Annotated in this window: 22 protein-coding genes; 18 read left to right on the plus strand and 4 right to left on the minus strand. The window is 58.7% G+C overall.

The features are described 5' to 3' along the window. Positions 1–27: 27 nt before the first annotated feature. Complete coding sequence (locus tag B145_RS27910; RefSeq protein ID WP_018610549.1) at positions 28–1,224, minus strand: GGDEF domain-containing protein; 1,197 nt, start codon at positions 1,222–1,224, stop codon at positions 28–30. Between the two features lie 268 nt (positions 1,225–1,492). Between B145_RS27910 and B145_RS0123020 the strand changes: the two genes are divergently transcribed. The 8 genes from B145_RS0123020 to B145_RS26800 are packed head-to-tail and all read left to right on the plus strand — an operon-like array spanning position 1,493 to position 11,603. Continuing rightward, a complete protein-coding gene (locus B145_RS0123020) occupies positions 1,493–2,695 on the plus strand; it encodes an efflux RND transporter periplasmic adaptor subunit (protein ID WP_026259424.1) in 1,203 nt (400 codons plus the stop codon). After that, a complete protein-coding gene (locus tag B145_RS26790; RefSeq protein ID WP_018610551.1) occupies positions 2,692–3,408 on the plus strand; it encodes an ABC transporter ATP-binding protein in 717 nt (238 codons plus the stop codon). The genes B145_RS0123020 and B145_RS26790 overlap by 4 nt, the downstream gene beginning before the upstream one ends. An 11-nt stretch (positions 3,409–3,419) precedes the next feature. Further along, positions 3,420–6,029 carry a hypothetical protein gene (locus B145_RS0123030; protein ID WP_018610552.1) on the plus strand — a complete coding sequence of 870 codons (2,610 nt, stop codon included), beginning with the start codon at positions 3,420–3,422 and terminating at the stop codon, positions 6,027–6,029. Positions 6,030–6,041: 12 nt separating this feature from the next. After that, entirely contained in the window at positions 6,042–6,719 is a 678-nt protein-coding gene (locus tag B145_RS0123035; RefSeq protein WP_018610553.1) for a hypothetical protein, read from the plus strand. A 38-nt stretch (positions 6,720–6,757) separates the two neighbouring features. After that, the gene (locus B145_RS26795; RefSeq protein ID WP_033407987.1) at positions 6,758–7,309 is read left to right on the plus strand and encodes a P-loop NTPase family protein; all 552 of its coding nucleotides are present in this window, start codon (positions 6,758–6,760) and stop codon (positions 7,307–7,309) included. Then, positions 7,303–8,466, plus strand: a complete 1,164-nt coding sequence (locus tag B145_RS0123045) for an ABC transporter permease (protein ID WP_018610555.1) — start codon at positions 7,303–7,305, stop codon at positions 8,464–8,466. Before B145_RS26795 ends, B145_RS0123045 begins: the two co-directional genes overlap by 7 nt. Next, on the plus strand, positions 8,463–9,635 hold the full coding sequence (locus tag B145_RS0123050) for an ABC transporter permease (protein WP_018610556.1): 1,173 nt from the start codon (positions 8,463–8,465) through the stop codon (positions 9,633–9,635). The genes B145_RS0123045 and B145_RS0123050 overlap by 4 nt, the downstream gene beginning before the upstream one ends. Before the next feature lie 12 nt (positions 9,636–9,647). Next, on the plus strand, positions 9,648–11,603 hold the full coding sequence (locus tag B145_RS26800; protein ID WP_018610557.1) for a C13 family peptidase: 1,956 nt from the start codon (positions 9,648–9,650) through the stop codon (positions 11,601–11,603). A 41-nt stretch (positions 11,604–11,644) separates the two neighbouring features. Here B145_RS26800 and B145_RS0123060 read toward each other — a convergent pair whose 3' ends face one another. Both B145_RS0123060 and tsaE read right to left on the minus strand, forming a co-directional pair. Further along, positions 11,645–13,054, minus strand: coding sequence for an N-acetylmuramoyl-L-alanine amidase (locus tag B145_RS0123060; protein ID WP_026259425.1), 1,410 nt, complete (start codon positions 13,052–13,054; stop codon positions 11,645–11,647). Further along, positions 13,024–13,524, minus strand: coding sequence for a tRNA (adenosine(37)-N6)-threonylcarbamoyltransferase complex ATPase subunit type 1 TsaE (gene tsaE, locus B145_RS0123065; protein WP_018610559.1), 501 nt, complete (start codon positions 13,522–13,524; stop codon positions 13,024–13,026). The genes B145_RS0123060 and tsaE overlap by 31 nt, the downstream gene beginning before the upstream one ends. On the opposite strand from tsaE, the gene queG reads away from it, so the two are divergent. From queG to B145_RS0123080, 3 genes are all read left to right on the plus strand, one after another. Then, positions 13,507–14,589 carry a tRNA epoxyqueuosine(34) reductase QueG gene (queG, locus tag B145_RS0123070; protein ID WP_245541906.1) on the plus strand — a complete coding sequence of 361 codons (1,083 nt, stop codon included), beginning with the start codon at positions 13,507–13,509 and terminating at the stop codon, positions 14,587–14,589. The genes tsaE and queG overlap by 18 nt on opposite strands. Before the next feature lie 39 nt (positions 14,590–14,628). Next, positions 14,629–14,949, plus strand: a complete 321-nt coding sequence (locus B145_RS0123075; protein ID WP_018610561.1) for a DUF2322 family protein — start codon at positions 14,629–14,631, stop codon at positions 14,947–14,949. Between the two features lie 61 nt (positions 14,950–15,010). Further along, positions 15,011–15,463: a c-type cytochrome gene (locus tag B145_RS0123080; protein WP_018610562.1), complete on the plus strand. Its 453-nt coding sequence runs from the start codon at positions 15,011–15,013 to the stop codon at positions 15,461–15,463. A 60-nt stretch (positions 15,464–15,523) separates the two neighbouring features. On the opposite strand, the gene B145_RS26805 is transcribed toward B145_RS0123080, so the two are convergent. Then, positions 15,524–15,715 (minus strand): DUF3079 domain-containing protein, encoded by a 192-nt coding sequence (locus B145_RS26805; RefSeq protein ID WP_018610563.1) that lies wholly within the window; start codon positions 15,713–15,715, stop codon positions 15,524–15,526. Between the two features lie 176 nt (positions 15,716–15,891). Here B145_RS26805 and B145_RS28915 point away from each other — a divergent pair, with 176 nt between their 5' ends. From B145_RS28915 to B145_RS0123115, 7 genes are read left to right on the plus strand one after another with little or no spacing between them, the layout of a single operon-like run. Continuing rightward, positions 15,892–16,029, plus strand: coding sequence for a hypothetical protein (locus tag B145_RS28915; protein ID WP_018610565.1), 138 nt, complete (start codon positions 15,892–15,894; stop codon positions 16,027–16,029). Positions 16,030–16,060: 31 nt separating this feature from the next. Continuing rightward, the gene (gene pnuC / locus B145_RS26810) at positions 16,061–16,690 is read left to right on the plus strand and encodes a nicotinamide riboside transporter PnuC (RefSeq protein WP_018610567.1); all 630 of its coding nucleotides are present in this window, start codon (positions 16,061–16,063) and stop codon (positions 16,688–16,690) included. After that, positions 16,687–17,814 carry an AAA family ATPase gene (locus tag B145_RS0123095; protein ID WP_018610568.1) on the plus strand — a complete coding sequence of 376 codons (1,128 nt, stop codon included), beginning with the start codon at positions 16,687–16,689 and terminating at the stop codon, positions 17,812–17,814. The genes pnuC and B145_RS0123095 overlap by 4 nt, the downstream gene beginning before the upstream one ends. An 11-nt stretch (positions 17,815–17,825) precedes the next feature. Then, positions 17,826–19,409 carry an AAA family ATPase gene (locus B145_RS0123100; RefSeq protein WP_018610570.1) on the plus strand — a complete coding sequence of 528 codons (1,584 nt, stop codon included), beginning with the start codon at positions 17,826–17,828 and terminating at the stop codon, positions 19,407–19,409. Continuing rightward, positions 19,406–20,401: a hypothetical protein gene (locus B145_RS0123105; RefSeq protein ID WP_018610572.1), complete on the plus strand. Its 996-nt coding sequence runs from the start codon at positions 19,406–19,408 to the stop codon at positions 20,399–20,401. The genes B145_RS0123100 and B145_RS0123105 overlap by 4 nt, the downstream gene beginning before the upstream one ends. After that, a complete protein-coding gene (locus tag B145_RS0123110; RefSeq protein WP_018610574.1) occupies positions 20,398–22,218 on the plus strand; it encodes a vWA domain-containing protein in 1,821 nt (606 codons plus the stop codon). The genes B145_RS0123105 and B145_RS0123110 overlap by 4 nt, the downstream gene beginning before the upstream one ends. After that, positions 22,215–22,784 carry a hypothetical protein gene (locus tag B145_RS0123115; RefSeq protein ID WP_018610576.1) on the plus strand — a complete coding sequence of 190 codons (570 nt, stop codon included), beginning with the start codon at positions 22,215–22,217 and terminating at the stop codon, positions 22,782–22,784. The genes B145_RS0123110 and B145_RS0123115 overlap by 4 nt, the downstream gene beginning before the upstream one ends. The last annotated feature ends 3 nt before the right edge of the window (positions 22,785–22,787 follow it).

A 22,787-nucleotide genomic window follows, 5' to 3' on the forward strand; every position in this document is an offset into this window, starting at 1 on the left:
CACAATTCTAGTGCAATCCGGCCTGCTTCATGCAGCATTGAGCACCACCCGGTTGCGGCCAGACTGCTTGGCCTCGTACATGGCAAGATCGGCCCGATGGATCAAGGTATCGATGCCTTCGCTGAAATTACACCGTTCGGTCACCCCGATACTCAAGGTCAACGGCAAGCACCGCCCTTCCCAGAGAATTTCCAGTTGCCGCACCTCCTGACACAAACGTTCGGCAGCCTGACGCGCACCCTCTGCATCGATGGTTGGCATCAACACACAAAACTCTTCTCCGCCAAAGCGGGCGATCACATCGCTTTGGCGGCACTGCTGACACAAAAACGCCGCAAACTGGCGCAACATGTGATCCCCTGCCGCATGGCCATAGCTATCGTTGATGCACTTGAAATGGTCGATATCAATGAAGAGCAAAGAAGAAGTCACCCCGCGCCGCAGATCCATCGCCAGTTCGCGCTCCACCAGCTCGTAGAACATGTGGCGGTTATACAGCCCGGTGAGCGCATCATGATGCGCCTGCTGGGTCAGCGCCACATTCAGGCGCATGGCCACAAATAAAATGACAGAAAAATACAGCCCCAGCGATGACAAAATCGCCAGCATGCCCATGGAAAAGTGCACCATGCTGAATTCGTAGATGGCCGCCCCCGGATAGGCTTCGACAACGATTCGGCCCGACAGATAATCCGCCAACCCGGTGGCGCCCGCGATCACTCCGCATAGCCCCTGCACAACCAGTGGAATAAGGATCCCGACCACCACCCGTAGGCTATCGGACCTGCGCAGATAGCACCACGCAATCCACGCGCCCCACAACAGCAACGCGCCGTTGACCCCTGCGCCAAAAGCAAAACGCACACTCGTGCTGTGTTCTACATAAAACCCCCAGAGCATCCCCCCCATCGATACTACCAATGCCAGGCACAATGGAAGGAAGGGAACGGGGTGCTCAAAATCACGTGACAAGGCCTTCACCTTGATCGTAATCGCCAGGCTCATCAGCAGATTAGCAAGCAGGATGCTGCTTTCAGCCGAAACATACCCTCGTGCGGCCAGCAGTATGGAGCCAACCCCCATCAACATGCTGGAAAGGCTCCAGTACGGCAATGCTGAAAAACGTTGCAAATAACGGGTCGCTATCACGAACCCTACCGAGGCCGACAGCAGCAGCACTCCGTGGGCAAACACCAAGGTACGCAAATCCAGAACGTGAAGCATATGCAATCACTCAGTAAAAAGGCCTTGCGGTACACAAAACGCCGCAAGAGCCGTGCCAACCAACGGTCAACCAACCGTGATATACACCACTCAAATTACGTGGATAACACAGCAGCGATCACAACAAGCACCACATCCACCCACCAAAGAGCCAATTTTGCCCTTAGGGGCAATCAAAACCTACTCCCATACTATGGGCATAGGGCCATTTCGCGCAGAGAGCGCCACAATCCTTTACAATTCCAGCATCATGATCGGAGTCCCTGCCATGTCGCAAGATACGCTCGCCGCGTTAAAGATCGACCGCAACAGTCTCCCGCCACCACGCAAGCCCTGGGTGTCAGCACGCATCTGGATTTTCGGCCTGGCCATCCTGGTGCTACTGGGCGCTGGCTTCGTCCTGCAACGCAACCGGCCACAGGAAGTCAGCACCACCCTGGCCGCGCGCGCGTGGCCCGCCCAGGGGCTCACCCAGGTCAATGCCAGCGGCTACGTGGTCGCGGCAACCAAGGCATCGGTTGCCTCCAAGGCCACCGGGCGGCTGGAATGGTTGGGAGTCAGCGAGGGCTCATCGGTCAAGGCGGGCCAAATCATCGCGCGGATCGAGAATTCCGACATCCGCGCCCAGCTTGCCCAGGCTGCGGCCAATGTGGAAGCCGCACGCGCACGCGTCCAGCAGGCACAGGCAGAGGTCGTCGATGCCGATTTCAACCTCAAGCGCCAGCAAGACCTCAAGGCACAAGGCTTTGTCGCCCAGGCTTCCGTTGACTCCGCACAGAACAGAGCCCGTCAAGCCCGCGCTGCCCAGGCTGCACAAGAAGCCGCCGTGCGTGCCGCCCAGGCGGCGGTCACCGAACTCAAAGTCAGCTACGACAACACCTTGATCCGCGCCCCCTTCAGTGGCGTAGTCCTCACCAAGCAGGCCGACGTGGGCGACGTGGTCACCCCACTGAACGCAGCCGCCAACTCCAAGGGCGCCGTGGTCACCATGGCAGACCTGGATACACTGGAAATCGAGGCGGATGTATCCGAAACCAGCCTCGCCAAAGCCCACCTCAAACAAGCCGTGGAAATCCAGTTCGACGCCCTGCCCGACCTGCGCTTGGTAGGGCACGTCGCCCGTATCGTCCCCACCGTGGATCGGAGCAAGGCCAGCGTCAAATTCAAGATCCAGTTCGACGAACACGACGAGCGTGCCCTGCCGGACATGAGCGTCAAAATCGCCTTCCTGGAGCGCGCCCTCAAACCAGATGAACGCAGCCCGCGCATCGGCATCAATCCACAAGCTGTGCGCGACGGCCAAGTCTTCGTTCTTGCCGATGGCATTACGCATCAACGCCCTGTGAAACTGGGCGCAAAACTTGGGGACCTGATTGAAGTGATATCCGGCGTTGCGGTAGGCGATGTCCTTGTCCTCAAACCCGACGCCCATCTCAAAGATGGCGCCAAGGCGGTGGAGAAGAAACAGTGAGCACGCCTCTGATTTGCATCGAGCATGTGAGCAAATCCTACCGCCGTGGGCGCGAAGAAGTGCCGGTGCTATATGACATTCACTTCGACATCGCCCAGGGCGAATACCTCGCACTGATGGGCCCCTCCGGTTCCGGCAAATCCACCCTGCTCAACCTCATCGCCGGGCTGGACCAACCCAATGCCGGGAGCATCATCATTGATCAAGTCGACATCAGCCAGCTGGGGGATGCCGCACTGGCCGACTGGCGCGCCGCCAACATCGGCTTCATCTTCCAGTTCTACAACCTTATGCCGGTGCTCACAGCACTGGAAAACGTGGAACTCCCGCTCCAACTCACGCACCTGTCGCGCCGGGAACGCCGGGAACGGGCCTTGGCCGCACTCGCACTGGTCAATCTCTCGGATCGCGTCAAACACTACCCCGCCGAACTCTCCGGCGGCCAACTCCAGCGGGTAGCCATTGCGCGCGCCATCGTCAGCGACCCCACCGTCATCGTAGCCGACGAACCCACTGGCGACCTCGACCGCAAATCCGGCGAAGAAGTCCTAAGTCTGCTCGATCGCCTGAACCGCGAACTCGGCAAGACCATCGTCATGGTCACCCACGACCAACACGCCGCCAACGCAGCGCGCGCCGTTCGGCACTTGGAGAAAGGCGAACTCTCCGGATTGGTAGAAAATCGGACCTGGAACACCGCAACAAACGTTTAAACCACCTCATCATGACAAAAGAATCGCCCATCCTCATCAACCTGCAACGCAGCCAGACCGGCATTACGGTCTGGCTCAGCCACATGGCAGAGGATGGCACCCTGACACTGAGCACCTGCCCCCTGTCTGAGCTGTCATCACGCACCTATCCGCACAGCACAAGGCTTTTGCATGACTGGCACAGCCTAGCCGACGCACGCGATATGCAATCTGTACAGAGCGCATTCTGGCGGGTGTTCTGGGCGAGCCTTGCTGAGAATCCAGAAAACTCCCCCACCCCCATTCCGGCCAAACTCAACCCCACCCCGGTCCCGAAGCCTACCGCTGCACATCCGCGCGCATTCAAGGGCACCAAGTACCAGCCGCCCAAGCCGGGCATCCAAAAACTCATGCTTCAGGCATGGCTAGCCGATGATCGCCTGCTGGATGGATTCCTCGCACAAATCGATCTTGCCCAACACCCCATCATTGGCCCGGATGAAAAGCCAATGGATCTGGGGCTGTCCTCAGCCTCACCAAGCTCGCAAATGTTGATGGTCCGTGTCGGCAGCCACACTGCAATCACGCCCCCGAAACTGCCTGAAACATTCCGCAGACATTTCCTGTGGAGCCTTCGCCTGCGCCCGGTTACAGAATGGATCGCATGGCTCAGGATCTGGCAAGGGCTGAACAGCCCCGAACATGGGCAGACATTGATGCTGCTGGCCCGCCTGTGTGCACTGCAAACATCAGCTCATGCATGGAGTAAATTGGCCCTGTGCGTGGCCCCCAGCCGCCAGGAAGACATCTTGCGGGCCATCCTCAAATACAAAGCGTTCAGCCTGCCTTGTGATGCCTTGCAGGCAGAAGCAATCACCGCGCTTTCTGCTGAAACGGAGAATGACGAACGGTTTCTCCACTACTTCGAGGCCATTCTGAGCAATCTGACGCGCGGGGTCAGTGAAGAATACACACTATGTGGATGCCATCTTGCCAACCACCCCTTTCTGCGCAGCAGAGACGCACCAAGCCTGCTGGCAGAAAAAGATTGCGAAGATGTGCCAGTCGCTGACATTCTGCGCATGGTCAGCGCTGTCGGGCCCGACAATGCGTTCTGGATCAAGCTGAGCTGGATTTTTTGTAGCCAGTATCCGGGGTTTTCTGATGTGCTACGAGACACGAAATGGGAACAACTCTCCGCCCAGACAGCCTATGACTGGATAGACATTTTTGCCCGCATGGATTGGGAAGAACACCCCAAACAGACCGCAGCCAGATGGCAGGTCATACAGCGTTGCTATCGTGCCTGGCATGACTCGATACTCACCACGCCCGGTCCTTGGCAAGAAAAGCACATTATATTGGTTCGCTGGGTATATCTCAGTTGGGAAGCGCTCGACACGATGGTGGACAGCCTCAGCCATCTGCTTGCGCTGATGCGAAGGCTTTGCAGCACACCGTATTTACAGGATTATCACTGTGGCCCCGCATTGGGAAACCTCGCGCAGCCCCAAAGTGAATCTGGCTGGCTCGCGTTGCTTGAGGCAGATGACAAGGTATGGCTGACACTGGAGCGGGCCTGCCGACGCGATAATGACGAAAGCCTGATCACCAGAGGACTTTACGCACTGGCCCAAGCCAAACCGGAACTCACCGTTCAAGCCTTGCTAGCCGCCCCCAAACGCCTGATTGAGACAGCGCATCTGCTGGGTTGCCTGGGCTACGACCAGCGACGTCAAGTAGTGAACAGCTTTTTCAGCACATCTGCATGGTTCAGCGAAAACTGGCAGGCACTCGAACCGCTAGAAGCGTGTCGTCGCATTCTGCAGCGATGCCAACAAAGCCATCTTGACAGCCCCCTTCCCCGCCGCCTGCGCGAGCATATTGAAGGCAAGATCACCTTGCGCGAGCAGCAGATCGACCGCCATAGCAGGCTCACCCTGCAAAGGCTGCTGCCAACCCAGTTACTGGGCTTGGAAGAGGAAGTCTGGCGGTTGATTGACGCACCATTTTCCTTGCGCCACCACTCCCGACAGGCCAATCATGCCGTTCGCTTCCATGCCTCGGTACGCGACAACCGCAAAGTATTCCGGCGTTTTATGCAAGCCTATAGCCGGAGTGGTGATCGATTTGCACATCTGGAACACCCACTCAATCAAGCATGGTTCAAGGCACATCCCAAGCTGGATGTTCACTTGTGGGCGCGCCAAGGCATACGCCACCAGCACGGGGAGATCTGCCTTGCGTTGGAAACAGATCCGCTCGAAGTCCTGATGCTGGGTTCCTACACGGGCACATGCCTGGGCCTGGGCGGATTATGTGATGATTCTGCGATAGCCTGCCTGCTCGATGGCAACAAACAGGTGGTCTATGCCAGAGACCAGAATGGAAAGGTTATTGCCCGACAGTTGCTGGCAATTGACGAACAGGATCGCCTGATATGCTTTTATGTTTACCCCTTGAACACCAGCCCTGAATTGCTCGAACATTTCAGAGCATACGACGAAGCATTTTCACAGGCACTACATATACCAATTTTCGAGGAATCTAGTGGCGACTATCATGTCAAGACGATTCTTGCCAACTACTGGTGGGATGATGGTGCCTGGACACCCGACAAGCAAGAACAGCTCTTGACATAGCGAAAGAGAAAAATGAAATCACATACCCTCACGCACATATTATCGCTTGCACTCTTTGCCATCAGTGCGAATCAAGCCTTGGCTGCACCACAGGATGCTGCACTGCCCTTCCTGTTTCAGGTCATCAAGACTGCCCCGGCGAACACCGAAGGTTTCACACGCACCTCCATCATCTACCATGACGGGGATGGAGAAGGCGAGGAATTGCCACCCTCGGTAATGTATTACAGAGGCAAAGATGACGACTGGGAATACATGGCAATCAGCAATCGCAGGCTCTGCAAAAGGGCATCTGAACGCAAAGTATGCAGGGCATTCGAGAAGTTTTTTGAGCGACAACCGCATTTAGGCAAGGAAATCACCAACACCCGCATTGCACAGACCGGATTTGTAAGCACTTTTCTTGTCCATGTACCAAGTGTTGAAATCCCTAGTGCGGATCGCTCCATCGCCTTCATCGGCGCAGACTCGCAAGATCCACCAGCGTCCCATCTGACGCTATACATTTATGCACGCAAGGGGACTGACCTGATTCAGCTTGCCAAGCATTTTGGCACATGTGTGCATCAAGACCAGGAGCAATTAAGCGACGTGGCCTATTACCGCAAATATTGCATCTCCGACAAGATTCGTGCAGAAGCTGAAGCTGCAGGAAAAACCCTGCTTGAACACTTTTACCAGAGACAATAAAGACTGTTGGCGCCAAGGAACCACACACTACTCCAGCCATGAATTCGCTTCCTCAAACCCTTCGCGTACTAGTGATCGGGGCCTCCGGCTCAGGTACCAGCACGCTGGGACGGGCAATGGCGGCGCATCTGGGCTGCCCGTTTTATGATCTGGACGATTTTTACTGGCTCTGCTCCACCCCTGCATTTACCAGCAAACGCCCCCACCTGGAACGCCTGTGCATGGCATTGGCCGCCTTACATTCGAATCGCTGCTGCATCATGGCGGGATCGCCAGACACCTGGGGAGATGCATTGGAGAATGGCTATACGCATATCATTTTCCTCAGCCTGGACGCCAAGATTCGCGTTGAGCGCCTTGCCCAGCGGGAAACCCAAGGTTTTGGCTACGCAGACCCCGCGTTCCTAGATTGGGCGGCTCAATATGACGAGGGGCGCTTGCGCGGCCGCAGCCGGGCGATACACGAGCGCTGGCTGGCGGCGCGGCAATGCCCGGTACTGAGACTGGAGGGCGATCAGAGTACAGAGGAGAGGCGCAACAGCGCGCTGGATTTCCTTCAGCATACAAGCACTACGGCACAATCATGCTAACCCTGATCCTCCGCATTGCCTTGCGCAACCCCTGGCGGCACAAGCTGCGGAGCAGCCTGACGGTAGCCGGGATCGTGGTGGCGATTCTGTCGTTCGGGCTGCTCAGCACGGTGGTCACGGCGTGGTATGCGGGGGCAGATGCGGCGTCCGACAAGCGTCTGGTTGTGCGCAACTCGATATCCATGACATTTTCAATGCCTCTGGCCTATGCAGAAAGAGTTCGCGCGGTAGAGGGGGTGAATGACATCACCTGGTCGAATTGGTTTGGCGGGGTCTATATCGATCAGCGCAATTTCTTCCCGCAGTTTGCAGTGGATGCCCCCAGCTATTTCCGCCTGTACCCGGAATTCGTGATTCCGCCGGATCAGTACCTGGAATTCCTGCGTGACAGGCGTGGCGCGGTGGCCGGGCACAAGCTCGCGCAGCGCTTTGGTTGGAAGGTGGGCGATGTGATCCCGCTCAAGGGCACGATTTTCCCCGGTGATTATCAATTGGTGTTGCGGGCCATCTACAGCGGTGCACGCAGCAGTACCGATGAGAATCAGTTCATGCTGCACTGGGATTTTCTCAATGAGCGGATCAAGCAGATCTACCCAGGCGCTGAGAATCAGGCGGGCATCTATATCGTTGGTATCCGTGATGGACGGGAGGCGGCAGCCGTCTCGCAGCGCATTGATACCTTGTTTCACAATTCGATTGCAGAAACACTCACTGAAACAGAAAAGGCCTTTCAACTCAGCTTCGTGGCCATGACAGGAACTATCGTGCAGGCGATCCAGATCGTCTCCTGGGTGATCATCGTGATCATCATGGCCGTGATGGCCAATACGATGGCGATGGCTTCGCGCGAACGCACTGCCGAATATGCCACGCTCAAGGCGCTGGGGTTCCGCCCCTGGGTGGGGGCCGCATTGGTTTATGCCGAATCACTAACGCTGGCGCTTGTGGGCGCTGCCATCGGCATCTGGGCCACCGGCCCGGCGGCCCATGCCATTGGCACACAACTGGATAACATCTTCCCGACTTTTCAGGTTGCAGCACAGACCGTGCGCCTGCAATGGCTGGCGGCCATTGTGGTGGCTTGCGTGGCGGCGGCTTTTCCGGCGCGGCGGGCCATGCAGGTGAAGATTATTGAAGGCTTGAGGAGCCTGGCATGATCCAGCGCATCCCATTCAACTATATCTGGCGCAACCTTGTCACCCGGCGGCTGACGACGGTATTAACCGCTGGCGGCATGGGGCTGGTGGTGTTTGTGTTTGCCACCGTGTTGATGCTGGAGGCGGGCCTGAAGGCCACCCTCGTGGATACAGGCCGCTCTGATAATGTGGTGGTGATCCGGGCCGGGTCGGAAACCGAAATCCAGAGTGCATTGGAGCAGGATCAGGTGGCCGCACTTGAAACCCTGCCCCATATTGCTACCGACAACGCCGGGCGCGCAATGATAGCCAAGGAATGCGTGGTACTGTATTCACTGGTCAAGAAATCAACGGGGATACCCAGCAATGTCACCATCCGTGGCAGCTCTGCGCAAGGTATCGCACTGCGCCCACAGATCAAATTGATAGCAGGACGTATATTCCGCCCGGATAGCAATGAGATCGTTGTAGGTGCGGGGTTGGCCAAGAATTTTGCGGGGGTGGAGTTGGGGCAGACCTTGAGCTTTGCCCGGCGGGACTGGCTGGTGGTGGGCATCTTTGACGCTGGCAAGACCGCATTCAGCTCTGAGATCTGGGGCGACGTGGCGCAGATGAAGCAGGCCTTTCGCCGCCCGATCTATTCCTCGCTGGCCTTTCGCCTTGATAGCGGTGCGAACTTCGATGCCGTGCATACCCTGATCATGGCCGACAAGCGCCTGACCGTAGAAGCCAAACGCGAAAACCAGTTTTATGCGGATCAATCAAAATTCCTGGCTACCTTTATCCGCATTCTTGGGATGACCCTGTCCATCATTTTTTCGATCGGTGCCATCATCGGTGCCATGATTACCATGTACGCAGCGGTTGCCAGCCGCACGGCGGAAATCGGCACCCTGCGCGCCATCGGTTTTCACCGGCGGAATATACTGATCGCCTTTCTGGCAGAATCCATGCTGTTGGCTTTATTGGGTGGGCTAGCCGGGCTGGGTTGCGCCTCGTTGATGCAAACCTTGTCGGTATCCACGATGAACTGGCAGACCTTTGCCGAGTTGGCTTTCAGTTTCCGCCTCACGCCACAGATTGCTGTAAGTAGCTTGGCATTCTCGCTTGGCATGGGATTTCTGGGCGGCGTGCTCCCCGCATGGCGGGCGGCGCGTCTGAATATTGTCGAGGCCGTACGTTCGGCCTGAGTAAAGATTGTCATGTGCAACGAACACGAAGAAAAAAACTGGCTGGAAGTCGAGATCACAGACGCGGAGTGGCTTGCCGCCAGCGCGGCCTACCGTTCTCGCCCCCGCGCCGGGCACACACAGAAACGGAGTGCATGGCTCAAGATATTTGGCATCTGGCTGGTTTTGAGTATCTTGGGTGGAGTGGTGTTGCCCTACACACCTTTGGCAGATATCAACGGGCTCTCTTTTCTTGCTGGTTTTGTCTTCACAATAACGGTGGGTTGGTTATCCACGCGAAAACACCTACTCAGGGTTGTACAGAGCTTTTCGCATCAATACCGTCTGCGGATCCAAACCCAGGGGCTTGAGGATGACTCCGAAATCACCCATGCCATTTACCCTTGGTCTGCAGTTGAGGCGATTGAACTACGCCCTGAAGCCATTCTGATCTACCTGAAGGGCTATCGTATTTTGTGGGTTCCCACGCGATGTTTCGCTGATACTGCAGCCAAAGACGAATGGATCTCACAACTGGAACAATTCAGCGGTCAGCAGGCAGTGGCGGCGCGCCCTGTTGCTCATGAGGTGCCAGAGCACAGAGGCCGGAAAATATGGGCGGATTTTGGCAACAACCTCTACGCCGGTTTGCTCTTTGCGCTGTTCTACCCTGCTGGGGCACAGCGCCTGCGCGTCTCAGTCCTTCAAATTGTCCTGTTTGCTTTTGCCAGTGCCCTGCTTGGTATTGGCTTTATGCTCATTACGGTGGGCTTGAAGGGGCAGTTTTATTGGCCTGCCTTGCCTGGGCTATTCGTATGCCTGCTGTGTTCCTTGCTCAGTGCCTGGGCGATCACGCGCCAGACTTCGCAGCCAGAGCGAATTCCCACTGCCATGTTGGCTATCCAGACCCCGTTGTTGATCACCCAGGCGGTAGGCCTGCTGCTGAGTCTGTGCATGACCAAGGGGATAGCCCCGACATTGTCCTATCAGTTGATCTGGCTCACATATGCTTGGGCGTGGCTTGCCATTATCGTATCCCTGGTACGCAGTCTGCATCTACTGATGGGGCAGCGGCTCATTGCTGTGCTGGGGGTGAGCTTTCTATTGGCCGTGCCCGCTTGGCTGCATGATGAGGACTCGTCAGGCGTGTGGATACCCAACTATGATGACGAAACCGCCGCAGGTACCCAACACACATGGGAACAGGCCACGCAAGAAGCCGTGCTGTATGCGCAGCCCGCCTTGCTGGACCAGGCCATCAATGCCGTGCAAAAAGGCAAGCCCGGGGTGCCGGAACTCTATCTGCTCGCCTTGGGGGGCTATGGCGGGCAGGATGTATTCCTGCGTGAAGCGCGCAGCGTCACCCAGCTTTTCAAGGAACGTTTCGACACGGAAGGCCACAGCATCACGCTGATCAACAACCCTGCCACAACGCAGGAATATCCGCTTGCCAGCACCATCGCGTTGCGCAAGTCACTTGCCGCCATTGGCAGCAAGATGAACAAGGAAGAGGATGTGCTGTTCCTGTTCATGACTTCGCATGGCGCGGAGGACTTCCACTTCTCGCTGGACTTGTGGCCGTACAAATTTGGTGAGCTGACGCCCCAAACGCTACGCGGCATGCTCGATGACGCGGGCATCAAAAACCGGGTCATCCTGGTTTCTGCCTGCTATTCAGGCGGTTTCGTCAAGCTGCTGGCCAACGACAACACGCTTGTCATGTCCGCCTCACGCGAGGATCGCAATTCCCACGGTTGCAGTCATGAGGCGGAATGGACCTTCTTTGGCAACGCCTACTTCAACGAGGCGCTACGCCAGACGCATTCTTTTGAACAGGCTTTTGCCATGGCTAACAAGGCCGTGACCCAACGCGAGGCCAAGGAAGACCTGAAGCACTCTGAACCGCAGATGGCGGAGGGCCAGGCAATCCGCCCTGTGCTGGAGAAGCTGGAGACATATCAGGCAGAAAACAACGCTGCCACGCATTAAGCCTCAACAAGAGGGAGGGCGCGTGCCCTCCATTCTTGCCATCAATCCAGCAATGCGATCTTGTTGGTCTTGGCCAGCGGGGGATTCTTGGCAAAGTAGCGCTTGATGCCACGTAACATCGCTTCTGCCAGTTTCTCCTGATAGGCCTCGGTGATAAGGCGTTTTTCTTCATCCGGATTGGAGATGAAAGCCGTCTCGACCAGCATCGAGGGGATATCGGGCGCCTTGAGCACCGCGAAGCCCGCCTGTTCCACCTCGCCCTTGTGGAGCTGATTGATGCCACCCAACTCCCCGAGCACCGCCTTGGCGACTTTCAGGCTGTCGTTCAGCGTGGCGGTTTGCGAGAGGTCCAGCAAGGTCTTGGCCAAATGGCTGTCTTTGACGCCGATGTTGACCCCACCGATCAAGTCAGCCGCGTTTTCCTTCTGCGCCAACCAGCGTGCAGCGGTAGAACTGGCGCTACGATCCGAGAGGATAAACACCGAGCTGCCGCGAGCATCCGGGCGGATGAAGGCATCCGCATGAATCGAGACGAACAGGTCGGCCTGCACACGGCGGGCCTTTTCCACCCGCTGCCCGAGCGGAACAAAGAAGTCCGCATCCCGCGTAAGCATGGCACGCATGTTCGGCTCTGCATTGATACGTTCCCGAAGCAGCTTGCCCACAGCCAGCGTCACCGTCTTCTCGAAAGTGCCATTGTGACCTACTGCGCCGGGGTCTTCGCCCCCATGCCCAGGGTCGATGGCAATCGTGATGAGGCGATTGATTTCCGACTTCGCGCCGCGCCCAGGCTTGGCAGGTTTGTCGGCTCCGCGCGCGGCGTCGTTCCGGGCGGTACGTACAGGCTCTTCGGCCGCCGGCTTCTTCTCTGCGCTGGCGGGGCTGCTGATCTGCGGCAATTCCTGGGGATTGCTGGCAATGGCGGTCTGGCTACCGGTTGAGGCAGCGCCTTCCTCCGGCGTCCTCTTTTCCAGGAGCGCCATCAGGGGGTCGACCGGCTCGGTCGGGTAGAGGTCCAGCACCAAACGATGGCCGTAGTTGCCTACCGGCGCCAGGGTGAAAATCTGTGGGGCGACTTCACTTTTGAGTTCCACCACCAGCCGCACCACGCCGGGGCGGTTGCGCCCGGCACGGATGAGCTTGATATAAGGGTCGGTCTCGGAAATCTTGTCCGGCAGGCTCTGCAGCACACTATTGAATTCAACCCCTTCGAGGTCAACCACCAGCCGCTCCGGATTCTTCACGATCTGGTGGGAGAACTTCAGGCTCTCTGCCCCTTCAAGGGTGATCCGGGTGTAGTCCTTGGCGGGCCATACGCGCACCGCCAGAATACGGGCCTGGCTTTGGGCCATGCCAACGGGTGTGACCAGCAGCGTCATCAAGGCGCCCCCGGCTTGCAGCAGGCGGCGGCGTGAGAGATTCACCGTGGCTTTTGAATGCGCGTCAGACATGCAGCCCCCCTCTCGTTATGCGGCTGGCAGCGCAGCATGCGCCCAGCGCCTGAAACTTCCAGGCGCACTTCAAGATCGGGTTGTGGGACGTAAGGCGCGGCTTTCTCAGCCCACTCAACCAAGCAGACGCCTGTTGTGCCGAAATACTCTTCCAAACCTGCATCGAGAAACTCTTCTGAAGAGTTGAACCTATAAAAATCAAAATGATACAGCGAAAATCTAGAAATAGCATAAGGTTCAACAAGAGTATAGGTCGGACTCTTCACATTGCCCTCATGCCCTAGCGCGCGCAGCAATCCCCGGGTCAGGGTGGTCTTGCCCGCCCCCAGCTCGCCGGTGAGCCAGATCACCAGCCCGGCTTCGAGTGCGCCAGCCAAGGCGGCACCGAATGCTTCGGTGGCGGTTTCATCCGCTAGGTACACCTCTGGAGCAAAAGCACTATCATCTGCATCGTGATTCAAGACAGACATTCAATTCCTTCGATTTCCGAGCCCCGGCAGCTTGTGCAGGACCTGCGCGAACGCAGCCGGGAGCTGGGTTTTGCCGCCCTAGCCATCGCTGGCGTCGACTTGGCGGATGCCGAGCAAGGCCTGCTCGACTGGCTGGCCGCCGGCTTCCACGGCGGCATGGATTATATGGCGCGCCACGGCCTGAAACGCGCCCGTCCGGCAGAACTTGTGCCGGGCACGGTCAGCGTGATTTGCGTGCGCATGGATTATCTGACGCAAGCCCCGCTTTGGGAAGAGGACCCAGCGCGTGCCGCCATTGCCCGATACGCGCATGGGCGCGATTATCACAAGGTGATGCGCAACCACCTGCAACGTCTGGCGGACTACCTGCAGGAGCAGACTGGCGCCCTTGGCGCACGCGTTTTCGTTGATTCCGCCCCGGTGCTAGAGGTGGAACTGGCCACACGTGCCGGACTGGGCTGGCGCGGCAAGCATACCCTGCTACTCAATCGGGACGCTGGCTCGTTCTTCTTTCTGGGTGAAATCTACGTGGATATCGCCTTGCCGCCCGATGCGCCACAGCAAGCGCACTGCGGGCGTTGCACGCGCTGCATCGAGGTGTGCCCCACCCGCGCCATCGTAGCCCCTTACCGGTTGGATGCACGGCGCTGCATCTCTTACCTCACCATCGAACATGCAGGCAGCATCCCGGAAGAATTGCGCCCCCTGATCGGCAACCGTGTGTATGGCTGTGACGACTGCCAGCTTGCCTGCCCGTGGAACCGCTTCGCCCAACTGTCCACCGAAGCAGACTTTGCCGTGCGCAACGGACTGGATCGCGCAAGGCTGGTGGAACTCTTCGCCTGGGATGAAGCCACCTTCAACGCCCGCATGGCAGGCTCGCCCATCTACCGCATCGGCCATGAGCGCTGGTTACGCAACATCGCCGTGGGGCTGGGCAATGCACCGGGCAGCCCGGAAGTGCTGGCCGCCCTGGAGTCCCGCCGGGAGGATACCTCCGCCCTGGTGCGCGAACACGTGGCTTGGGCACTGGCTCAACATGGCCAATGCGGCAGAGTCGATTAGAATAAGCGGATCACAACCGTTTTACGCAGGTATTTTGACATGGCATTTGCAGACAACCTCAAGCAGCTTCCCGGGGTTTCCCACCTTGCAGCATTGCAGCTTTTTGATGCCGAAGGCACTCAAGTTGCATGCATCGAACACAAACAAGGGCAGATTGGCTCACTCACCCTTTACAATCACCTCGCCCAGTTCTACGGTGCAATCACACCCGAGGCAGCCACCAAGGGGCTAGAACTGTATGCCGAACATACCGAGGACGCTCGCGCCAACCCTGGCAAGCATCCGAATATTGATCGCCTGCTCCAAATCAACGACGCAGGTGGCACACTGACGATCAAACAGATTTTCGCCATTGAATAAACGGGGCACAGACCCTGCCTGTAGCACAGTGCATTTCAACTTTTCTACCGCAGAGGGAACCATGAAAGCCTATCGAATCGCCGCACTTGCCGTTGCCGCCTCCCTGATGTCGGCACTCGCCTACGCACAAGCCAAACCAGAACAGCAGATCGAATACCGCCAGTCAGCCATGACGGTGACGGCGCGCAGCGTCGGCGTCCTGTCCGCCATGGCCAAGGGGGACATTCCCTTCAACAAGGATGTCGCCCAACAGCACGCTGCACTGATCGCCTCCATCAGCGATCTGCCACTTACGGCTGGCGCCTTTGGCCCCGGCACCGACAAGGGCGCCCCCACCAAGGCAGACCCGAAGGTCTGGAGCGAGGCCGACAAGTTCAAGGCTGGCTATGACAAGTTCATTCAGGCAGCCAAGGCCATGCCCGCCGCCGCAGTCGACCAGAAAAGCCTGCAAGCTGCGCTGGGCAACCTGGGCAAAACCTGCAAGGGCTGCCACGACGACTATCGCCAGAAGTAATTAATCGGGGACAAGTGCCTCACCGCCCAGCAAAAAGCCCACGGCATGCCGTGGGCTTTTTCATTTCGCGGGCTCTGGCACCTCAATGCCCCAGTCGCCATACTGGTACCAATCTTCACCCAACATTTCGCTGGGGTGCAGGGTTCGCTCGGCACCGTTGCCGCAGCCCATGTCATCTGTCGGGCAGTATTTGTCACAACCCCAGCAGATACGCTCGGGGTGGGCGGGATGAAGTGGAAATTTTTTGGCCATATCAGAACAACCCTCTGTGGGGCGGGGGATTTTTTACCTGCAAGATACTTCAGACAACAAGCTACACTTTATACAAATCCTGCGTTTTGGCACTAGCTCTTTGGAACTAGTTTCCACCTTAATCCAATGCATACGCCGATAACGCAAAGGCATACATTGCCACAACGATCGCCACAATGCCTTGCTGCATCCGCCATCTGGATGGAGTGGCGCCGATACAGATCAAGATCACGCACGACTCTGCCAATGAGGCCATCAGCGGATTCCCCCAGCCGCTGTGCGTGCGTGGGCAGTCAGCCTTGATCGTGGCATGATCACTCTTTCACTGCTATCGCCATATTTCGCATGGAAGTTCTCGCGCCGCTAACTGCCCCCTTGTTCGTTGTTGCCAGCATGCCGATGTCAGCAGGCGACATTCTTGGCTTCCTAACCGGTGTGATCTGCGTCTGGCTCACAGCGCGGGCCAATGTCTGGAATTTCCCGACCGGGATTCTCAACAGCCTGATCCTCGGGCTGGTGTTCCTGCAGCAAAGGCTGTTTGCCGATGCCTCGCTACAGATCGTGTTCATCGTGCTCTCCGCAATGGGCTGGTGGGAGTGGTTATCCCGCCACCATGCGCAGGAATCCTCGCCGGTCTTTGCCACTTCGCAAAGGGAACAAGTCACCCTGATCGCCATTGCAGCCCTCACCACGCTGCTCCTGTGGCAAGTGCTGGTCTGGCTCAAGGGCGCCTGCCCGCCTGTTGATGCCCTGATCACGGCACTGAGCCTGTGCGCGCAATGGCAGCTCAATACCCGCAAGCTCTCGAACTGGGCATGGTGGATTGCGGTTGATCTGATTTCCGTGCCCCTGTACTGGTATCGTGGTTTGCCCCTGATTGCCGGGCTCTACGTGGCATTCCTGCTCATCTGCCTGAAAGGCTGGTGGCATTGGCGCAGCCTCACGCAGACGCGTCTGGCGGAGGTCCGCGCATGAGCCGGATTCTGTATGAGCATGGCCTTGTCATCGGCAAGTTCTACCCGCCGCATCTGGGCCACGAATACCTGATCCGCACCGCAGCGGCGCACTGCCGCCGGGTCACGGTAGGGGTGCTCGGTTCCAGCGTGGAGACGATTCCGATGCAGCATCGCGCCGACTGGTTACGCGAATCCTTCGCGGCCCTGCCCCATGTACGCATCGTGGTCGAGCTGGATGACGTTCCCATCGATTACGAAGACCCGGCGATCTGGGAGGCGCATGTGGATGTGATGCGTCAGGCCGTGGCACGGGCCAATCGTGACTACGGCCCAGCCCCGGCCATTGACGCGGTATTCACCTCTGAAGCCTATGGCGAGGAGCTGGCGCGCCGCTTTGCTGCCGAGCATGTCTGCCTGGGCCAGAGCCGCAGCCTCTACCCGGTCTCCGGCACGGCGGTGCGTTTCAACCCGTGCGATCAGTGGGATTTGCTCTCCCCGGCGGTTCAGGCCGGGCTGGCGCTGCGCGTGGTACTGGTGGGAGCGGAATCAACCGGCACCACCACCTTGTCACGTGATCTCGCACTGGCTTTGCGCCAGCGTGGTGGCATCTGGGCACGCACAGGCTGGGTCGCCGAATATGGCCGCGAATACAGCGCCAACCTGCTTGCCCTAGCGCGCGCCAAATCGCCCACGGCACGGGCGGAAGACATCGTCTGGCACAGTGAGGATTTCACCATGGTGGCCACCGAGCAATGCCGCCAGGAGGATCTGGCCGCCCGCCACGGCAGCCCGGTGCTGATCTGCGATACCGACGCCATGGCAACCCGCATCTGGCATGAGCGCTACATGAACCGCCCCAGCCCGGAAGTAGCCAGGATCGCCGCCAACATGCCGCCTCGCGCCCTGTATCTGTTGACCCGCCATGAGGGCGTACCCTTCGAGGACGATGGTCTGCGTGATGGCGAGCATCTGCGTGAATGGATGACCGGACGCTTCCGCGAAGAGCTGACCGCACAACCCATCCCCTGGCTGGAGCTGCACGGCACCCGCGAGGCGCGCTGCCGGGCGGCCCTGGTGGCCGTCGATGATCTGCTGCGTGGCGCATGGCAATTTGCGCCGCCCCTTGAACAACAACCCGCCTGACGGAATCAGACATGCCACCTCTGAACTTTTTCCAGCGCCTGTCCAAGTCCCCCACCAATCCCAAGCCGATTGTCCGCCCCCGCCAGTTCGACGTGGCCGACCTGTACGCAGGCCCCTTGCAGACAAGTGATGCAGCCTCCGGTGAAGCCGTGGCCCTGGACGAAAAGCTGCGGCAGGCCTATTTCTGGATCGTTAATACGGCAATCATCAGTCCGCATTACGACATCGAGTACAACGATGGCCCCACCCAGCGCTATCAGGTTGGCGACAGCAAACGCACGCTGACCCTGCCCTCGGCACAGAGTTATTCCAGCTTCGTCCTGCTGCCGCTGCTGACCTTTGCCACCCGGCGCAAGTGCCTGTTTGTGGGTGGCCCAGGCCGCGGCAAGACGGCCAGCGCAATCTTGATGGGGGTGCTGGCAGGCTATTCGATCAAGGAAGTGCGCCGGGCCATGCAGCATGGCCACCCGCAGATGACGATTGCCGACCTGCTCGGCAACCCCCTGCCCGCCGATCTGGTCGGCGCCCAGGACATGAAGGAAATCCGTATCGCATGGCGTAACTGGCTGGGCATGCGGGTCAAGATCGTCGATGAATACAACCGCATCCCCACGCGTACCCAGAGTGCATTGCTGACCGTGATGGGGGACAACTATGCGGAAATCCTCAACCACATCTACGAATGCCCGGAATCGGCCTGGTACATGACGGCCAACGACGACCGGGGCGGTGGCACCTATGCGGTGGTGGAGGCCTTGCGCGACCGTATCGATGTGGTGGTGCAGGCCCTGGCCTTCAACCCGCGTTTTCTCGATGACCTGCTCCTGCGCATCGAGGAAAACATGCGCCCGGAAGAATGCGTACCGGCGGAAATCATCTTCACGGAGCAAGAAGTCGACCGCATGGTCGAAGAAATCCGTGCGATTGCCGTGCCACGCGAAGTCCGCCGCCGCATTGAATTCTTCACCAGCCAGTTTGAATTGTTTGAAACGGCTGGCGCCCAGTTTGAGTACCTCACCAAAGACACTGCGCGCCTGGCCGGAGTCGAATGGCATGAACTAGTGGCCGCAGACAACGGACGGGATCGCCTCAAGGATATTGGCTGCCAGACGCTCAATGGCGTCTCCGTGCGCAATCTAATGACCATTCTGCTGTATGCCAAAGCACTGGCCTATTTCCGTGGCAATGGCGAAGTGGAGCTGGAAGACCTGCGCCAGACCCTGCCATTCGTTTTGCATGACAAACTGCAACCCGATCTGGATTCCCCCTTCTTCAACCTGCCGGAGAACATCCCCTTCAAGGCAGACCGCATCAGTTGGCTGCGCCATCTCTTCGATCTGGCCTGCGATGAATACGAGCGCCTGAACCTTGACCGCGAAGACCCACTTGCTGCACTTGAGGCCGATTTCGCCAAGGGACTGGATGGCATCAGCGAGCGCGACACCCGTACGCGCCTTGCCACCATCGAGCGACTGATCAGCGAACGCGTCAAGGGCCGCAAACTCTACGGCCACCTGTATGACGATCTGCTCAAGCTCAAGTACCTGCATCAACGCTACACCAACTACCTCCATTGGTTGCGAGCGCAGGCATGAGTACCCACGCGCTGTCCCCCGCCCTGATCCGGGCACTGCAAGCCGGGCGCAGCCAATTCAATGCCCGCGTAGCCGAGGCCAGCCGGGCGCAACCCGGCTTCGACACCCAGGCGGTGCAAAACCTGTTGCACGGCACTTTGAACCCATTGGCCGAGTATGCCTGCAACATCGATGCAGACCGAACAAACAGCTTCATCCTGTGTGCTTTTGATATTGGCCTCACGCTGCAACTGCGCGGCAAGGCCGAGTTGCCACTCACCCGACTGATCTGGCAGCATGTTCTGCCAGCATGCCTGCCACTGGCCCTGCTACAACCACGTGACACCCTGGGCAGCCTGTTCAACGCCGCACTCAATTTGCATACCTTGGACAGTAGCAGACAGGCACTTTGGGCACGAGAGATGGCCCGGCTGGTGGGCCGCTGTGCCAATCTTGCCAATCTGCGCAGCCTCGGGCAAGTGCTGGCCTGGCGTTGCGGGCTGGCCCACTTTCGCGCCAGTGCCTTGGGCATCGTACGCAGCCTGCCTGCGGAACTGGCGGCTGACGCCTTGGCGATTCCTCCGGGAAAAGACCTCACCGCTACACTGGGCGAGATGGAGGCGAATATCTGGTTCAACCCCGCCCAACCGACGCAAACAGGTTTGCGCGTGGTTCATGAAGTCGGGGGGTTCAGCGGTTTTGGTGGGCCGTTTAGCTGCCCGCCGGAAGTCCGTGTATATGCCGATGGATTTGTTGTGCGCAGTGCAGAGCGCTACTGGTATCTGAGCGCAGACGCTTTTGGAACCGCCCTGCATGCAGGCTCTGCTGAAGAGTTTGCGGCCGGCTCTCCAGACAATGGCCGACTGACGATGCGCGGCAATCAACTTCAACTCGACGCGCAGCATTGCGATCTGGACCTGCCCGCCGAGGGCTTGCAGATGGTATGCGGCCCGACCACGGCGGCGATCTGCTCTCCCTATTCACATTTCATCCGCTTATTGGCGCTGTCATGAGCAATGTACAAGCACAGCCGCTTCATGACAGATGGCAGGCGGCATGGACTGAGGCGCTGGCAACCTGGAGCCGCTTCACCCGCCTGCAACCAGCCCTGCTGTGTTCCACACTCGAAGCTGCCCAGGCGGAAGGGCTGGACGGCAGTTTTGCGATGATCCGCTTCGTGGACCAGCGGGTGGTCATTGATCTGCAAACCATCACCCAACTTGGGCTGGAAGATTACGCACTGGAAGTCCTCGCCCATGAGATCGGCCACCATGTACTGGCCCCTGCCAATGCAACGGACAACCTGCGGCTCCTCGCCCGTATGCGTCAGGCATTACCTACGCTGACGCAACACGCGCCCATGCTGGCGAATCTGTACACCGATCTGCTCATCAACGATCGGCTGCAACGCCAATCCGGTTTGCGGCTGGCAGACATCTACCGCAAACTGGCTACCCAGCCAGACACCCCAAAGGATGCCCCACCCAGCAAGGTATGGGCGCTATACATGCGTATCTACGAGCAGCTCTGGCAGCTTGAAAAAGGCAGCCTGGGCGCAGGCTCGCTGGATGTGCGAGGGGAGACGGATGCCTGGCTGGGTGCACGCGTCATCCGCGTCTATGCACGCGACTGGCTGGATGGCGCGGGGCGCTTTGCGGCCCTGATGCTGCCCTATATCGTGGATGATGATGAAGCCTACAAACACCACCTCCGCTGGTTGCATGACACAGCATCGGCTGGGCGCGATTGTGTGACGGGTGGCATCGGTGAGATTGAAGCAGGCGAGCTGGAAGGTGCCATCCACCCGGCAGAAGACCCTTTGATCACAGGCGAAGATGACAAACAGGTTGCCCGCACCGCTGGCAACAACGCCATTCCGCTCGATGCCCAAAGCACGGAACGTAGCGCTGGACAAACGCGCGAGCCTTTCGAGTATGGCGAAATCCTGCGCGCTTCCGGTGTGCAATTGAGTGAGCATGACATCGCCATTCGTTACTATCAGGAACGGGCACTCCCCCACCTGATTCCCTACCCGCGCAAAAAAGCGCCTTCCGGCACAGAACCCTTGCTGGAAGGGCTGGAGCCTTGGGACTGCGGTGATCCGCTTGATGAACTGGATTGGTTGCAGAGCGTGCTGCAATCCCCGCGTGTTGCCCCTGGCATGACAACCGTCAAACGCCTGTACGGCGAGCAGCCCGGCGAAATGCCGGTACATGAGCCGATTGATCTGGACATCTATGTCGACAGTTCCGGCTCCATGCCCAATCCGCAATACTCTACATCCTGGCTCACGCTGGCTGGAGCCATCATCGCGCTCTCGGCACTGCGGGCGGGTGCCAAGGTGCAGGTCACGCTCTGGAGTGGCACGCAGGAGGTGCGGCAGACGCCAGGATTCATTCGTCAGCCCCAACAGATTCTTGCTGTGCTGACAGACTTTTTTGGCGGCGGCACAGCATTCCCGATTCATTGTCTGCGCGAGACCTATGCGGAACCGGCGGGCCGCGAGCGGCCCACGCATATCCTGATGATCTCGGACGATGGGATCGACACCATGTTCGCCGACGACGAAAAGGGCAATTCCGGTTGGGATATTGCCGCTCAGGCACTCCGGCGCGCAGGCGCGGGGGGCACCTTGGCCCTGAACCTGCCAAACTATACTTCCAGTTATATGACAAGCTCGATGAATGCGATCAACAAGGCCGTGCAGACACAAGGCTGGGCCTTGCACAAGATTACGGATTGGGAGCAGCTCATGGCCTTTGCGCATGATTTCAGCCGTCGCCACCGGGACGGACATATCGCGGCATCCACTCAGAGGCAGACCCGATGACTCACGCAGGCCCATCGCTCGAAATCCTGTTGCGGCGCCTGGCGGAAACGCCCCAGGATTTTCTTGACGCGCCACGCACCGGCAAGTCAGGACAATTGCATGTCAGTGCGTTGATATTCGACCTCAGCCACCAGATCGGCCAGCCCTTCACGGAAGCTGAATTGCGGACGCTCTCCGGTACAGATGCCAACGGGATGACGCTTTGTGCAATCGCCTGTTGGCTATTGAGCGACGATACACTGCAGGGGCGCATCAGCAAACCCCGCCTATTGCCGTTTCTCGGGCAGACCTTGCAGGCATTGGCGGCGGAATACAAGGCGGAGCGCTACCTTCTCGACCCCGAGCGGCGCGAGGAACTGGTACGCATCACCTTGGCCGATCTGGGCCTACTACCGGCAGGTGAGACCGCGGCGCAGGCGCAGGATCGCCTGCAGGCGTTGAGCAGCACGGAACGGCGGCGGATCATTGCAGCGGCACGCGAGGCGGAAAAACGCGCCCGCGAAATCCGTGAAGCGCTCATCAAGAAGGCTGCCGCCGAGGCCGCCGACAAATACACCCGGGAATAAACC

The organism is Uliginosibacterium gangwonense DSM 18521 (genome assembly GCF_000373965.1).
GTDB lineage: Bacteria > Pseudomonadota > Gammaproteobacteria > Burkholderiales > Rhodocyclaceae > Uliginosibacterium > Uliginosibacterium gangwonense.